The organism is Nocardia gipuzkoensis (assembly GCF_021183645.1).
GTDB lineage: Bacteria > Actinomycetota > Actinomycetes > Mycobacteriales > Mycobacteriaceae > Nocardia > Nocardia abscessus.
This window is the reverse complement of record NZ_CP089225.1, coordinates 5,757,623-5,772,371: the sequence shown is the minus strand read 5'-3', so window position 1 is coordinate 5,772,371 and position 14,749 is coordinate 5,757,623. Positions and strand designations below refer to the sequence as shown.

General features: G+C 71.8%; 9 protein-coding genes. 3 read left to right on the top strand and 6 right to left on the bottom strand.

The genetic code is table 11. From position 1 onward, the window contains the following. Nucleotides 1-34 precede the first annotated feature (34 nt). The 5 genes from LTT66_RS26405 to recC all read right to left on the bottom strand — a co-directional run bounded on the left by LTT66_RS26405 (nt 35) and on the right by recC (nt 10,072). Complete coding sequence (locus tag LTT66_RS26405; protein WP_233069404.1) at nt 35-652, bottom strand: methylated-DNA--[protein]-cysteine S-methyltransferase; 618 nt, start codon at nt 650-652, stop codon at nt 35-37. Then, nucleotides 652-1,125, bottom strand: a complete 474-nt coding sequence (locus tag LTT66_RS26400) for an RNA polymerase sigma factor (protein WP_233069403.1) — start codon at nt 1,123-1,125, stop codon at nt 652-654. The genes LTT66_RS26405 and LTT66_RS26400 overlap by 1 nt, the downstream gene beginning before the upstream one ends. 46 nt (nt 1,126-1,171) lie before the next feature. Continuing rightward, the gene (gene recD, locus LTT66_RS26395) at nt 1,172-3,070 is read right to left on the bottom strand and encodes an exodeoxyribonuclease V subunit alpha (RefSeq protein ID WP_233061083.1); all 1,899 of its coding nucleotides are present in this window, start codon (nt 3,068-3,070) and stop codon (nt 1,172-1,174) included. Continuing rightward, nucleotides 3,067-6,468 carry a UvrD-helicase domain-containing protein gene (locus LTT66_RS26390; RefSeq protein WP_233061082.1) on the bottom strand — a complete coding sequence of 1,134 codons (3,402 nt, stop codon included), beginning with the start codon at nt 6,466-6,468 and terminating at the stop codon, nt 3,067-3,069. The genes recD and LTT66_RS26390 overlap by 4 nt, the downstream gene beginning before the upstream one ends. Before the next feature lie 229 nt (nt 6,469-6,697). Further along, complete coding sequence (gene recC, locus LTT66_RS26385; protein WP_233061081.1) at nt 6,698-10,072, bottom strand: exodeoxyribonuclease V subunit gamma; 3,375 nt, start codon at nt 10,070-10,072, stop codon at nt 6,698-6,700. Nucleotides 10,073-10,331: 259 nt separating this feature from the next. On the opposite strand from recC, the gene LTT66_RS26380 reads away from it, so the two are divergent. Then, on the top strand, nt 10,332-10,529 hold the full coding sequence (locus tag LTT66_RS26380; RefSeq protein WP_227954703.1) for a hypothetical protein: 198 nt from the start codon (nt 10,332-10,334) through the stop codon (nt 10,527-10,529). Between the two features lie 165 nt (nt 10,530-10,694). Next, on the top strand, nt 10,695-11,540 hold the full coding sequence (locus tag LTT66_RS26375; protein ID WP_181722391.1) for a serine hydrolase: 846 nt from the start codon (nt 10,695-10,697) through the stop codon (nt 11,538-11,540). Nucleotides 11,541-11,549: 9 nt separating this feature from the next. Here LTT66_RS26375 and LTT66_RS26370 read toward each other — a convergent pair whose 3' ends face one another. Beyond that, on the bottom strand, nt 11,550-13,046 hold the full coding sequence (locus LTT66_RS26370; RefSeq protein ID WP_233061080.1) for a cytochrome P450: 1,497 nt from the start codon (nt 13,044-13,046) through the stop codon (nt 11,550-11,552). A 230-nt stretch (nt 13,047-13,276) separates the two neighbouring features. Between LTT66_RS26370 and LTT66_RS26365 the strand changes: the two genes are divergently transcribed. Continuing rightward, nucleotides 13,277-14,710 (top strand): NAD(P)/FAD-dependent oxidoreductase, encoded by a 1,434-nt coding sequence (locus LTT66_RS26365; protein ID WP_233061079.1) that lies wholly within the window; start codon nt 13,277-13,279, stop codon nt 14,708-14,710. Nucleotides 14,711-14,749: the final 39 nt, after the last annotated feature.

Here is a 14,749-nt window from a genome sequence, read left to right as displayed (position 1 = left end):
GGTGCGGGCGCGTCCGCGCCTGCGCTTCGCGCGCTCACGCCGCCGCCTCCAAGCTCAACAGCGACTGCTTCGCGGCGACGCCGCCGATGTATTGTCCGATCGCCCCGTCACCGCGGACCACCCGGTGACACGGGATCACCACCGGCAGCGGGTTGCGCGCGCACGCGGAGCCGACCGCGCGCACCGCACGCGGGTTTCCTACGGCGGCGGCCACCGCGCCGTAGCTCGCGCGCTGCCCGTAGCCGATGGCGGGTAGGTGCTCGATCACCTGGCGGCGGAACCCCTCGGCCAGCCGCAGATCCAGCGGCAGATCGAAATGCGTCCGGCTGCCGGCGAAGTACTCGTCGAGCTGCCGGGCCGCCGCGTCCAGCCGACCCGGGGCGGCGAGTATCCGAGGGCTGATCCGCGCCGCCAGCGTGGCGAGCACCGCGGCGTGGTCCTCGGCCGGGTAGGCGACCCGGACCAATCCGGCCGGGGTCGCCGCCAACAGCAGCGTTCCTACCGGGGTGTCGACGGTGCGGTAGGCGACGTCGAGCAGGCCCGCGGCTTCGGCCTCGAGCGCCAGGCGCGCGTGCAGGTCGGCGAGCAGGTCGGCGCCGGGTGTCAGTGCGTGCGACAACGCGTTCAGGTCGTCGCGGTCGAGGCTGGCCATCATGCGTCCTCCTTCGGGTAGAGCTTGCGCAGGGTCTTCAGGCCGTCCGCGGCGGCGCGACGAGCGGCGTCCGGAGAGTTGCCGAGCAGTTCGGCGATCTCCGCGTGGGGAAGCCCGGCGAGGTAGTGGTAGGCGACCGCCTGGCGCTGCTTGGTCGGCAGCGCGCGCAGGGCGGCCCAGAGATCGGGGTCGTAGTCGGCGGGGCCGGGGGCCGCGGTCGGACGCTCCGGCAGTGTCTCCGCCGGGACGGGCGCGCGCGTCAGCGCCCGGCCGACGTCGATCGCGCGGCGATGCGCGACGGTCACCAACCACGCCTCGAGGTTCGTGTCCTCGGAAAGGCCGGGAAACGCGCGCAGCGCCGAGAGAAACGTCTCCGACCAGGCGTCGGCCGCGTCGGACGGGCCGAGCACCGCACGGCAGACGCGCAACACCATCGGGCCGTACTCGGCCACTACTTCCTCGAACGGGGGCAGGCTCACACCGGGTAGACGCCGCGGGCGCCGGGAACGTGAGATTCCGTCATCGAAGCTCCGGTTCCCCTTCGCGGCGGGACAACCCGCTGGCGCGCAGCACCCGCCGTGCGATACCCGCGCGGATCGATTCATCGGTTCCGATGATTCGGACGTGGCGGCGCGCCCTGGTGATCGCGGTGTACAGCAATTCCCTGGTGAGCAGGGTCGATTCGGGCTCGGGCAGCACCACGGAGACGGTGTCGTACTGGCTGCCCTGGCTGCGGTGAATGGTCATGGCGAAAACGGTGGTTACCGCGGGGAACTGCGTGGGATGCACCAGGTAGGGTTCGCTGCCGCGTTGCAGCGCCGCGCGCAGCGAACCGTCGGGCATGCGCACCACGACGCCGGTGTCGCCGTTGTAGATCCGCGCCTCGTGATCGTTCGCGGTGACCAGCAGGGGTTGCCCCGGATACCACGGCGCCTGGTGGGAATCGGGGCCCGCGCCGCCCGCGGCGGCCCATTCGGCGGCCATCCGGTCCCAGCGCTCGACGCCGAACGGGCCCTGCCGGTGCGCGCACAGCAGGCGGTGCGATTCGAGCGCGCTCAGTGCGCCCGCCGCGTCGCCGTCGAGCGCGGCGGCGCTCACCGCGCTCGCGGCCCGCACCACGTCGGCACGCACCGCGATCAGCTCGTCGGGCGCGCACAGGGACAGTTCGCCGCCGCCCCCGCGCAGCAACTCGAGCGCGGCATCCGCGTCTCCGGCCCGCACCGCGACGGCCAGGTCGGCGATCCGGCCGCCGAACCTGCGGCCCCGGGTCAGCCGCACGATGCCGCCGCGCAGGCGCGTCCGCTCCAGCGCGGTCAGGGCTTCGGCGTGATCCGCGGTGGTCTCCGGGCCGAGGATGTCGTCCAGAACGGGGTTGGGCGTGGCGGCGACCGGTCCGGCGACCAGGTCGGCGAGCACCGCGCCCGCGTCGACCGAGGCCAGCTGGTCCGGGTCGCCGACCAGGACGAGGCGAGTGTCCGGGCGCAGGGCGGCGAGCAGCCTGCTCATCATGGTCAAGGAGACCATCGAAGTCTCGTCGACCACGATCACGTCGTAGGGCAGCCGGTTGAATTCGTGGTGCTTGAATCGAGTGCTGCGACCACGCTGCCAGCCGAGCAGCCGGTGCAGAGTGGCGGCGCTGAGTTCGGGCAGTCCGAGCGAAACGGCCTGTTCGCGAACGGCTTCTTGCAGGCGGGCCGCCGCTTTCCCGGTCGGCGCGGCCAGCGCGATGCGCAGCGCGGGCAGCTTCGGCTCGGTCTCGCGGTGCGCGGCCAGCAGGGCGATGATCCGTGCGATGGTGTGCGTCTTGCCGGTGCCCGGCCCACCCGCGACCACGGTGGTCCAGTGGGTCGCGGCCAGCGCCGCGGCCAGGCGCTGGCGATCCGGCGCCGGGCCGGTCGACGCGTCGAACAACCGGTCCAGTTCGCGGCGCACGATCCTCGGATCGACCACCGGGTGGTGCGCGGATCGCTCGGTGAGCACCCGCCGGATCGTCTGTTCCTGCCGGTAGTACCGATCGAGGTAGAGCAGCGGACCCGAATCGCCCGGCCCCTGGGATTCGACCAGCCGCAACGGCCGCAGCGGCCCCGCGGGTCCGCCGAGCACCAGCGGGCTCACCCGCAGCGCGGCGACCACCGCCGGGATGTCCGGCCACGGCAGCGTCGCCGGATCGACGCCCGCGTCCCAGGTTTCGTCGGCGTCGACGCCGATCTCCCGCATCCGGTGCAGTTCCAGGCACACCGAGCCGGAGCGCACCGCTCGCACGGCAAGCGCCGCGGCGAACAGCACCGGCTCCGACGATTCCCGGCCCAGCCTGCCCAGCCGCAACGCCACGTGCACGTCAGCGGCCGACAGCACACCCGCCTCGTTGAATATGCGCAGCAGGCCGGTTCCCCGCTGCGCCACCTGGATCGAGGTCACCGCGCGGCCTCCCCGGCCAGCAGCGCGGAGAGCGCGACGACCAGATCGGCGGGCGGATACCAGTCGAAGACGCCGCACCCCGCCGGTGTCTGCGGTCCGATCATGCCGCGCACGAACAGGTACCGAACTCCGCCGAGATGCTGGGCGGGGTCGTAACCGGGCAGCCGCCAGCGCAGATACCGGTGCAGCGCAACCGAATACAGCAGCGCTTGCAGCGGATAGTGCGAACGCAGCATCTCGGCGGCCATGCGGTCGCGGGTGTAGTGCGCGACGGTGAGATCGCCGGCGCCCAGCCGATTGGTCTTGTAGTCGACGACCACGAATCGCGGGCCCGCGCCGCCGTCGACGCGCAGCACCGCGTCGATGCTGCCGGTCAGGTACCCGCGCAGCGGTATGTCCTCCAACGCCGCCAGCTGGTCGGCGTACATGGACAGATCGTCGTCCGCCGGGAGGTGCGCACGCAGCAGGTCAGCGATGCGGCGCAAGGTCGCCGCGGTGGCGCCGGCGTGTTCCCCGCCCGCCAGTGGCAGTTCGAACTCGAGCTCGCTGAGCCGGTCGCGGGGCGAGATGTCGGCCAGGCAGCCGCCCTCGAGTGGGGTACGCAGCACCGCGAGCAGCGCGGTGGCCAGCACGTCCGGGTCCATGTCGGCCATCAGCTCGTCCACCGCCTCGCGGCACCGGTCGTGTACCTCGGCCGCCAGATCCACACGGCCGGTGTCGATCCGCTCCAGGACGCCGTGCACCAGCGTGCCGAACTCCGCGCCGTAAGGTAGCGCGTTCATCAGCGAGGCCGCGCTCGTCTCCTGCGGTTCCGCCGCGCCGATCAGGGAAGTACCGGCGGGCTCGTCGCCCAGCTCTCCGGGATCCTCAGGTTCGCTGCCGGATTCGGGTACGACCGCTTCGTGCGCCGACGCGGTCAGGGCCGAGTACGACGTGCGCCGCCACTGCTGATCCAGCACCCGGTCGAATCGGGCGGCGGCCAGTGCGCCCTGCGCCGCCGCGGTGCGCACCCGCCGGACGGCTACATCGTCGGTTCCGGCCACCGCCGTCACCGAGATCGCCGCGGCCGCGTCCTGCGCCCACGCCGAAAGCGACTGGGCGGCAACGGTGTCCGCGGCGACCGGCGCACGCGTGGCGACGACGGAGCCACCATCGGCCCGCCCGAAGACCATCCGGTGCAGCGGCGACGCCGCGGTGGTGATCGCGGGCGCCCACCAGGCGACGATCTGGCACATCGCCCGGGTCAGCGCCACGTACAGCAGGCGCAGCTCCTCCCCCGCCTCCTCGGCTTCGCTGCGTGCCTTGCGTTCGGCGTATCCCGGTGCATCCGGTCCACCGACGTCCAGCACGCGCGCCCCGTCGTCGGCGTGGAACAGCAACGTCGCCGGATAGGGGTTCTTCGCGCTGTCCCAGGCGAAGGGCAGGTAGACGACCGGGAATTCGAGTCCCTTGCTGGCATGCACGGTGGCGATCTGCACGGCCGCGGCGTCCCGGTCGAGCCTGCGGCTGCGATCGGCGACGGCGCCGGAGGCGGGGTCGCGTACCCGGTCGGCCAGCCACCGGGTCAGCGCGGTCAGCCCGAGGCCCTCGGCGAGCGCGACCTGGTCGAGCAGCTGCGCGATGTGCCGTAGGTCGGTGAGCTGCCGTTCCCCGTTCTCCACGGCGAGCAGCCGCTGCGCCAGTCCCGTTTCGGCCGAGAGCTTCTCGAAGACGGCCGCGAATCCCGCGCGGGTGAACAGCCGCGCCGCCTCGCGCAATTGGGCGCTGATCCGGCCGACCAGATCGGCGCCCCCGCTGTCGATCTCGGCCGCGGTGACGCCAAGCAGCGGTGTGCACGCGGCCAGCCGCACGCGGTCGCCGCGGTGTGGCTGTTCCAGCGCCCGCAGCACCCACAGCCAATCGGTGGCGCTGCTGGTCGCGAAGACGCTGACGCCGCCGGCGAGCACGGAAGCGACGCCGACGCGATCCAGCGCCGCGCGGACCACGTCGATCTGCGAGCGGGTTCGCACCAGCACCGCGATGTCGCCGGGGCCGATCGGTCTGCGTGCCGCGTCCACCGGCCGGTCCGGAGCCGAATCGCCTTCGGCGGCAGTGATTTCGGCCTTGCCGTCCAGCAGCACCCCGGATTCGAGCAAGTGGACGATGTCGGCGGCGAGATCGTCGGCGACCTTGGCCCGCATCCGGCCGACGGCCGGGAAACCGGATTTGTTCAGCGGCCCGGCGCCGGTGCGCGGCAGGCATCGGACACGCATCGGAGTGGTGAGTTCGCCGGGGCCGGACAGCCGCGACCACGGCCTGGTCGGGGCGACCGGGTAGACGCGGATCTCCTCGTGGCCCAACGCCGCGCCGCCGTGCAGGTGGTCCAGCGCCGCGAGCAGTCCCGCGTCGCTGCGCCAATTCGTGGTGAGCTCCCTGCGGGTGTCGGCGTGCGCGACGGCGTCGAGGTAGCTGAGCACTTCCGCGCCGCGGAAGGCGTAGATCGCCTGCTTGGGATCACCGACCAGCACCAGGGTGGCGTGTCCGTGGAAGGACCTGCGCAGGATGTCCCATTGCAAGGGGTCGGTGTCCTGGAACTCGTCGACCAGGGCTACCCGGTAGCGCGCGCGGATGCGCAGGCAGGCGCGCGGGCCGTGCTCCGGATCGGCGAGCACGTCGTGCAGCAGCACCAGCAGGTCGTCGAAGTCGCGCAGCCCGGCCAGCCGTTTGCGGCGCTCGGTCTCCGCGCGCACCGCATGCGCGAACGCCACCCGCTCCCCCGCGCCGGATTCGCCGTCGGGCACGAGCGCCGCGTGCCGGTCCCGCACGGCGGCCAGCGCGAGCGTGCGGGCCTCTTTCAGCGAGAACGGCGGTTCGGCGCGGGCATAGCGATGCAGATACAGGTCGTCGACGACGGTGCCGACGAGGTCGTCGACGGTCTCCACCAGCCGGGCGCCGGGATCGTGTTCACCGGCGAGCCCGAGTTCGTCGAGCATGCGCTGACAGAAGCTGTGCGTGGTGGCGATGGTGCCCGCGTCGAAATCCGACAGTGCCGTCAGCAGCCGCCGCTGCCGCAGCCTTACCTCGTCCTCGTCGGCCTGCGCGAGATACCGCACCAGTTCGTCGGCATGCGCACGCGCCGCTGCCGGATCGGCCAATCCGGCGGCGACGGCGACGAATCGGTCGCGGGTGCGTTCCCGTAGCTCTTGGGTCGCCGCCCGGCTGAACGTCACCAGCAGCAGCTCGGAGACATCGATGCCGGCCTCCGCGACGTAGCGCACGGCGAGACCGACGATCGCGTGCGTCTTGCCGGTGCCCGCGCTGGCCTCCAGCACGGTCGTGCCGGTGGGCAAGGGCCCGTTCGGCTCGAACGCGGCGGCGTCGAAGCCGCTTGCCGGGAAGGAGGTTTCCTGCACGGTCATCCGTGCCTCCTTCCTGCGCGGCCGGTGGTCACGCGGTCCGCGGACGTCGCGATCGACCCGGTGGCCGGCCACGCCGCACGGACCTGCTCCCGAAGCGACTGTCCGAGCTGACATTCTGCCGCGCGCCCGGCCGCCCACCGGCGACCGACACGCGCCGTGGCGGTGTATCCCGGCCTTCCGCACCGGATCACGCCGAACCGCCGCGGGCGACCGGTCCGCTCCTGATCGGTCACGGCTGGCCCTGGCTTTCCGCGGCCAGCAGCGGAGCCCACATCCGCCGGGCCAGCGCGCCGAAGCGGGTGCTCTCACCGGGCTCGCCCGCCGGAGCGGGCGCGGCCATGAGGTTCTCGAGCCGGGGCGCCGGACCCCAGACGTAGCGCAGGTGGCGGTCGGTGTGATCGCCGAAGGGTCCCGGGCCGTTGGGTCCGCCGTTGAATTCGCGCTCCGCCGCGGCGATCGCGTCGTCGGTGCCCGCGCCGCGGAAACGGCGCTCGGCGTAGATCGCGCTGGCGGTGGGCGCCACGGGCAGCGGTTCGGTCAGGCCCGCGTCGCGCAACACGACGAGTTCACGCAGGATCTGCCTGGCGACCGGCACGTCGGGCGCGGTGAGTTCGCAACGCCAGGTGGGGCGGCCGAATTGGCCGCGACCGGTGCTCACCGCCCGCCAGGAGCGGTCCTCGGTGACGGTCAGCGCCAGCAGCGAGACCCATGCTCCGATACGGTGTTTGGGAGCCAGCCGGGAAAAGGTGGTGCGAACCAGGGTTTCGCCACGCACCTCGGGCACGGTGCCGCTGAGCCTGCGCCCGTTGCCGAGATCTACCGCGATGTCCACCGCGCGGGCCTGGCCCGCGTAGTCCGCCTGCGCCGCGCGCACCAACCGGTCCACGGTGTGCTCGACCTCGTCGAGCACGGCGGCGCCGAACCCGAACGGCGGCAACGTGCCGCGCCGCCATTCCGCCGCCCGCAGCCCGGCCGGGTCCGCGCTGGTCAGGCGGGCGGTGAGCAGGCGTTCGCCCAGCTCCCACTTGGCCAGGCCGTCGAGCTCGATGGGCAGCCGGTCGGCGATGTCCTCGTCGTGCTCGGGGACCCGCAGACCCAGACGCTGCCACAGGAACGCGCGCACCGGATGCTCCGCGAACGCGATCAGGTCGGCCAGCGCGACATCCGCCGCTTCCGCGGCGGGCAGCGGCGCGGCCAGGAAATCGGGACGCGGCCGCGCGGGCCCGTCGGCCGCGTACGCGCCGGCCAAGGCCACCGTGTCGAAGCTGAACGGCTGCTCGGCGCGGAAGTTCCGGCGGTCGAACGACTGCAGCGGATGCCGCGTCACCACCGCGCGCATCGCCGCGGCGCCGACGTGCGCCCGCAGCGCGTCCAGCACCTCGGCGACCGGAATGGCGGGAGGCCGGTGCGCCCCGCTCACCGGATCGGCGCCGGTGTGGAACATCAGCAGCGTATCCCGGGCCGCGAGAATCGCATCCAGCAGCAGTTGCCGGTCCTCGCTGCGCGGATCCCGTTCGCCCAGCAGGGGTTCGCGAGCCAACACGTCGTCGCCGTCCGCGGCGCTCGCGCGCGGAAACACCTCGTCGTCCAGTCCGAGCAACACGACCACCCGGTGCGGCACCGACCGCATCGGCACCATCGTGCAGACGGTCAGCTCACCGGTGCGGAAGTTGGCCCTGGTGGGGCGCGCCGCCAGCCGTGCACGCAGCAGGACGCCCACATCGGTCAGCCGCAACGGCACCTCGCCCGCGTGCCCGGTGGCGGCGGCCAGTTCCTGCCTGGCCTCGGTGCGCACCCAGGCCTGCGCGTCGGGTACGTCGGTCAGCAGATCGAGCGCGCGGCCCAGCGCCGCCGCCCACTCGTGCGCGGGCCGGGGCCCGCGCAGGTCGCGCAGGCAGACCGCGAGCCGATCGATGAACTCCGCGAAGCGTCCGGCCAGGTCGACGTCGTTGCTGTCCACGTCGTCCAAGGGCAGCGCGAGATCCAGCCAGTCGTCGGAGGTCTCGCCCGCGGTGACGCCGAGCAGGATCCGGTCCACCGCGCTGTTGAGCGTGTTCTGCGCGAAATCGGCGAGCCCGAACGCCTGGCGCTGACGCTGCCCGATCCCCCACCGCGCGCCGGACTCGGCGGCCCATTCACGCAGCCTCTCGATGTCGTCGTCGTCGAATCCGCCACGCCGCCGGACGGTTTCGGCGGCGGCGAGATCGAGCACCTGAGTGACCGTCACCCGGCCGTCGGCCAGCTCGAGCAGTACCGCGATCACCGCGAGCAGCGGATTGGTCACCCCGCGCCCCCGGTCGGCCAGGCGCACCCGCAACCGGTGCGCCGGATGCTCCGCGTCGGCCTGCGGCTCGGGCGATCCCGAGGTGCGCTGCCCGAACGCCGCGCGCACCAGCGGCGCGTACGCCTCCACCTCAGGGCACATGATCAGCACGTCACGCGGTTCCAGCGTCGGGTCGGCCGCGAACAGCCCGAGCAGGCATTCCCGCAGCACCTCGACCTGTCGCGCCGGGCCGTGACACGCGTGCACCTGCACGGTGCCGTCGGCGCCGACCGCCCCCGGCGCGGGCGGCCACCGATCGTCCCGAATACCCGCCTGCAGCGCCGTCAGCAACGTCGGAGGTGAATCGTTCTGCGGCGCAGGGTCTTCGGATCGAGCCGCGGCAATCGGATGATAGGTATCGGAGCCGTCGGCGGCGGGTGCGGCGAGCCGCTGCTGGAGTTCCCGGACGTCGCGGGCCAGTCCCGCCAGCAGCGGGTGCGCGACCGCCGTGGCGCTCACGTCCTCGGCGCGCGTACGGGCCACGGGCAGCTCCCGCAGGGCCGACCAGAGCACCGGGCTCGGATGGACGAGCCACAGATGCACGTCGCGGGCGGCGGCCAGCGCCGACAGCACGGCGAGTTGGTCGCTGGGCAATCTGGTCACGCCGAACAGCGACAACCGCGGCGGCAGCGTGACCAGATCCGGCCGCGCGCGCAGCCGCGCGCAGGCGGCGTCGAGCCGTTCGGCCGGGCTCGGCTCCCCGATCTCGGCGCGCAGCCCGCGCCATAGCATCGGCTGCCAGAGCAGGTCCTCGGGCATCGCGGCGCCCGCACCGTCGGTGTCCGAACCCGCCGTCCACTCGGTGATCAGCGCGGGCCGTTGGGACGCGTAGCTGTCGAACAGCGCGGCGATCTGGGCAGCGGTCCCGTAGCGCCGGCCGACGCGGTGCGCGGTGGCCGCGGTGGCCCGCGCGCCGAGGTGCCTGGCCAGCACCGCGCACCACGGCTCGTCCAGCGACGCATCGATCACCCGCAGCAGCGTCCACACCGCCCGCTCCTGCGCCCACGGATCCTGCGCGGGTGTCACGCCGCTCGCCGCGGCCAGGACCTCGGCGACCAGCGCGGCAGGCGAGGGAAAAGCGACATTGGCGCACACGCCGTCGGCCGAGCCGTCCGCGCCGAGCACACCGGAGAGCGTCTGCGTCAGCCAGCGCTCCACGCCTTTCGCCGGTACCGCCACCACCTCGGCCGCGAACGGGTCTTCCTGCGGCTGGGCCAGCACCCCCGCCAGCGCCCGGGCGAGAACGCCGGCGCGCTCGGCACGGTGGATGTGCAGCGGCATCTGCGCCCTCTCGATCGATGGTGTCCGGCTGCGCTGGCCTCGGACTTCGTGCACGTTTATACGCCCAGCGACCGACGCGCAACTGCACCGCCCCACCCGGACGCCAGTGAAATAGACCACACGAGAACGGATTACTTCGCCGTGTCACGCGGGGACCGCGGCGGCCGTGTGCGACAGTGCTGCACCGGGGAGGTAAGAGTTTGCACCGGGGCGGAACGAGAGAGCTGCACCGAAAGGCTGGTTCGCGTTCATGGATGCGATGGTGATTCCCCTGGTCCCGAAAGGCGGATTCACGGTCCGCCGGGTCGGTGACCGCTGGGAGCTCGTCAACTCGCGCAACTACGGTCGCACCGTCGTTCTGCATTCCTGGCCCCGCGATCGGCACACCGAGGCCTTCGAGCACTGCTACCGGCTCAACGGACGCACCGTCGAGGAACTGCGCGCCGCCTTCCGCTGACGTTCCCCGGCCTGCGGCGTCGAGCGAAAACTTTTGCGCCGCAAGTGCCCGAAATGGGCGTTAGCACACCTTGCGGCCGAGCTCAAGACGTGCGTCCGGACCCGCGATGTGCGATCGTGGTCCCTCGTGCGTTATCCGTCCGCCGCCACCCGAACCGTTCCCCGTGTGGCCGCCTCCGCCTGTGTCCTCGCCGCCGTGGCGATCATCGCTCCCAGCCTGCCCGCCGCGCTACCGATCGCGGGCGCCGCGCCGCTCGCGCACACTCAGGGGTGCCTGTCCGGTTTCGACTGCGATATGAGCAGCCGCATCGCGAAGGCCGACGCCTATCTCAACAGCCGTCCCGGAGTCACCGGCTACGTCCTGCGCGACCGGGTCTCGGGCGGGGTCTACGCCAACGCCAACGCCGAGAACGCGGTCTGGACCGCGTCCACGATCAAGCTCGCGATCGCCGCCGACCTGCTCAACCGGGCCCGGGTCGGCGCCATCTCGCTGTCGCCGGAGGACCGCGGACTGCTGGAGGGAATGCTCGCGACCTCGAACGACGGCGCCGCCGACCTGCTGTGGACCAAATACGCGGGCATCGACCGGATGGCGTTCAACAACGCCTTCCGCGCCAACGGGATGTCCTCGCTGGTTCCGCAGCCCACCAACACCGCGCTGTTCCCGGACTGGTCGTTCCAGAAGTGCACCGCCGCCGACCTCGACCGGCTGATGGACCACATCCTCAACCACATGCATCCCGACGACCGCAACTACCTGGTCGACCGGATGCGCGCGGTGGACTCCAACCAGCACTGGGGCGTGTGGGGCGCGGGCGCGAGCATGCGTCCCGGACTGAAGAACGGCTGGTCGGCCGAACAGGGCGGCTGGGTGGTCAACTCGGTCGGTTTCGCGGGACCGGGCGAGCGCTACACCTTGGCCATCATGAGTTCGCTGGGTGACGCGGGCGGCTACACCGAGGGCGCCGACACCGACACCAAGCTTGCGGAGATCCTGCTCGCCGGGCGCTGACGCGCCGCCTCAGGCGCCCGCCCGCCTGCGCAACGTCATCGGCGCACCGTCCCTGGGGAATGGAATCGTGGTGAATCCCCAGGGCATCCGGTATTCCTCGGGGATCCGCCACTCGTATTCGCGCACCAGGGCGGCGGTCACCGTCTTCACCTCGAACGTGCCGAAGTGCATCCCGATGCACTTGTGCGCGCCGGCCCCGAACGGCATCCAGGCCAGGCGGTGCGACTTGTCCTCGTGCCGCTGCTCGCCGAATCTCTCCGGATCGAAGCGCTCGGGATGGGTCCACAGTTCCGGTAACAGGTGATTCACCTGGTAGGCGAGGTCCACGGGCGCGCCCGCCGGAATGTAATGGCCCGCCACCTCGGTATCGCGCACCGCGCGGCGCGACAGTCCGGGAACCGGCGGCATCAGCCGCAGGCTCTCCCGGACCACCAGATCCAGGTCGCGCAGCGCTTCCAGGTCCGCGATGGCCGGGGACGCGTCGCCGAGCCGTGCGTCCATGTCGAGCACCTCGGCGCGCACCCGCTGCTGCCAGTCCGGGTGCTTGCCCAGGTAATAGGCGACGGCAGTGGCGGTCGTCGTCGTGGTGTCGTGCGCGGCCATGATCAGGAAGATCATGTGGTTCACCACGTCCGCGTCACCGAAGACGCCGCCGTCTTCGCTGCGGGCGTGACACAGCCCGGAGAAGAAGTCCGGCGATTCGGAGCGGCGCTTCTGCGGCAGCATCGCGGTGAAGTAGTCCTCGAGCACCTTCCGGCCGCGCAGCCCGGCCCGCCAGTGCCCGCCCGGCACCGAGTGCCGGATGATCGCCAGCCCCGCGTGGGTGCAGTCGACGAACGCGTCGATCAGTTTCCTGCGCTGCGGGCCGACGTCCGCGGCCATGAAACTCTCCGCCGCGATGTCGAGGGTCAGCTCTTTGATCGTCGGATACAGCCGCACCGTGCGTTCGGCGTCGCGCTCGGGCGGCACCCAGTGCGCGATGCTCGCCCGCACCACCGGAGTCAGCGCGGCCAGGTGGGCTTCCAGCCGGTCCCTGGTGAACGCCTGCTGCATGATCCTGCGGTGGAATTTGTGCTCGTCGAACTCCAGCAGCAGCAGACCGCGCCGGAAGAACGGGCCGATGAAGTAGTCCCAGCCCTGGCCGAAGTCGCGGCGCCGGTGTCCGAGCACTTCGTCGAGCGCGTCCGGTCCCGAGACCAGCACCCGGTCGACACCGAGCGAGGTGTTCAGCGAGACCGGTCCGTACCTGCGGTAGCGCTCCATCATCTCGGCCGGACCCCAGCGCATGTAGTGCAACGCCCGGCCCAGATAGGGCAGGCCGGCATCGCCGCGCACCGGGACCGTGGTGCTGCCCCGCGGCGGGGTGGCCAGCACTTGGCGCCGTTCCGGCAGCAGTCCCAGCGCCCGGTCGATCAAATGGCCGTGCGGTACCTCGATCAGCGCGACGTTCTCCGATTCGGCCTGCACGCTGGGCTTCCGGCCGACCGCACGATCACCGGCGACCATGGCAATCCTCCCTGAGCGACAGTAACCATCGTAGGCTCTCGGCCGCGTTCGCTCGGCCGGTTCGGTCGCCGCGATCCTCCCCGCCTCGGCCCGTCGGCGGTGAGACATCGCACCGCAACACGCCAGGAACGGGGATCTCGTCGTGACGGTGCTCGGCTCGGCGGCTACGGTTTAGCGTGTCAGGAATCGTTGCCGGGGACGACCCCCAAGGTCCATCGAGGAGCAGGACGATGAGTACTCAGACTGTCGAGAACGGCCGGCACCGGGTGGTGGTGATCGGTTCGGGCTTCGGCGGCCTGTTCGGCACCAAGCACCTCAAGCGCGCCGATGTCGACGTCACGCTGATCTCGAAGACCTCGACCCACCTGTTCCAGCCGCTGCTCTACCAGGTCGCGACCGGCATCCTGTCGGTCGGCGAGATCGCGCCGGCCACCCGGCTGGTGCTGCGCAAGCAGAAGAACGCGCAAGTGCTGATGGGCGAGGTCACCGACATCGACCTGGCCGCCAAGACGGTGACCTCACGCCTGCTCGACCAGGACACCGTCACCGGTTTCGACAGCCTCATCGTCGCGACCGGTGCGCAGCAGTCCTACTTCGGCAACGACCGCTTCGCCACCTACGCGCCCGGCATGAAGACGATCGATGACGCGCTCGAGTTGCGCGGCCGCATCCTCGGCGCGTTCGAGCAAGCCGAGCTGGCGACCACCCAGGAGGAGCGCGACCGGCTGCTCACCTTCGTCGTGGTCGGCGCGGGGCCCACCGGCGTCGAGCTGGCCGGGCAGATCGCCGAACTGTCCGACCGCACCCTGGAGGGCACCTTCCACAACATCGATCCGCGCGACGCGCGGGTGGTGCTGATCGAGGGCGCGGGCGCGGTGCTCGGGCCGATGGGGCCGAACCTCGGCGGCAAGGCCGAACGCCGCCTCGCGAAGATGGGCGTGGAGATCCAGCTCAACGCCATGGTGATCGACGTCGACGCGTTCGGCGTGACGGTGAAGGACTCCGACGGCACGATCCGCCGCATCGAGTCGGCGTGCAAGGTCTGGTCGGCAGGCGTGCAGGCCAGCCCGCTGGGCAAGATGATCGCCGACCAGTCCGACGGCACCGAGGTCGACCGCGCGGGCCGGGTCGTGGTCGAACCGGACCTGACCGTGAAGGGCCACCCGAACGTCTTCGTGGTCGGCGACCTGATGTCGGTGCCGAACGTGCCCGGCCAGGCCCAGGGCGCCATCCAGGGCGCGACCTACGCCGCCCGGCAGATCAAGGCCGGACTCGAAGGCCAGGCGCCGCAAGAGCGCAAGCCGTTCAAGTACTTCAACAAGGGCAGCATGGCCACGATCTCGCGGTTCAGCGCCGTGTGCCAGGTGGGCAAGCTGGAATTCGGCGGGTTCATCGCGTGGCTGGCCTGGCTCGCGCTGCACCTGTACTACCTGGTCGGTTACCGCAGCCGGATCGTCACCGTCATCCAGTGGTTCGTCACCTTCCTCGGCCGCAGCCGGGGGCAGATGGCGGCCACCGAACAGTGGGTGTTCGCCCGACTAGCCCTGGAGGCCATCAGCAACGGCGACGACGAAGACGCCGAACAGCTGGCCGCCGCCCTCGGCGCCTCGACCAACAGCCGGGCCGCCGTGGACAAGGCGCACACCGACGCCAAGGCCGGCTGACCGGGTGTCATAGCGGGCCCGACCAATCCAGGTCGCCAG

Bases quoted from the DNA above. Each gene is read 5' to 3' on its own strand.
- LTT66_RS26380 (WP_227954703.1), top strand. From the start codon at position 10,332: ATGGTGATTCCCCTGGTCCCGAAAGGCGGATTCACGGTCCGCCGGGTC.
- LTT66_RS26365 (WP_233061079.1), top strand. From the start codon at position 13,277: ATGAGTACTCAGACTGTCGAGAACGGCCGGCACCGGGTGGTGGTGATC.
- LTT66_RS26390 (WP_233061082.1), bottom strand. From the start codon at position 6,468: ATGACCGTGCAGGAAACCTCCTTCCCGGCAAGCGGCTTCGACGCCGCC.
- LTT66_RS26405 (WP_233069404.1), bottom strand. From the start codon at position 652: ATGGCCAGCCTCGACCGCGACGACCTGAACGCGTTGTCGCACGCACTG.
- LTT66_RS26370 (WP_233061080.1), bottom strand. From the start codon at position 13,046: ATGGTCGCCGGTGATCGTGCGGTCGGCCGGAAGCCCAGCGTGCAGGCC.
- recC (WP_233061081.1), bottom strand. From the start codon at position 10,072: ATGCCGCTGCACATCCACCGTGCCGAGCGCGCCGGCGTTCTCGCCCGG.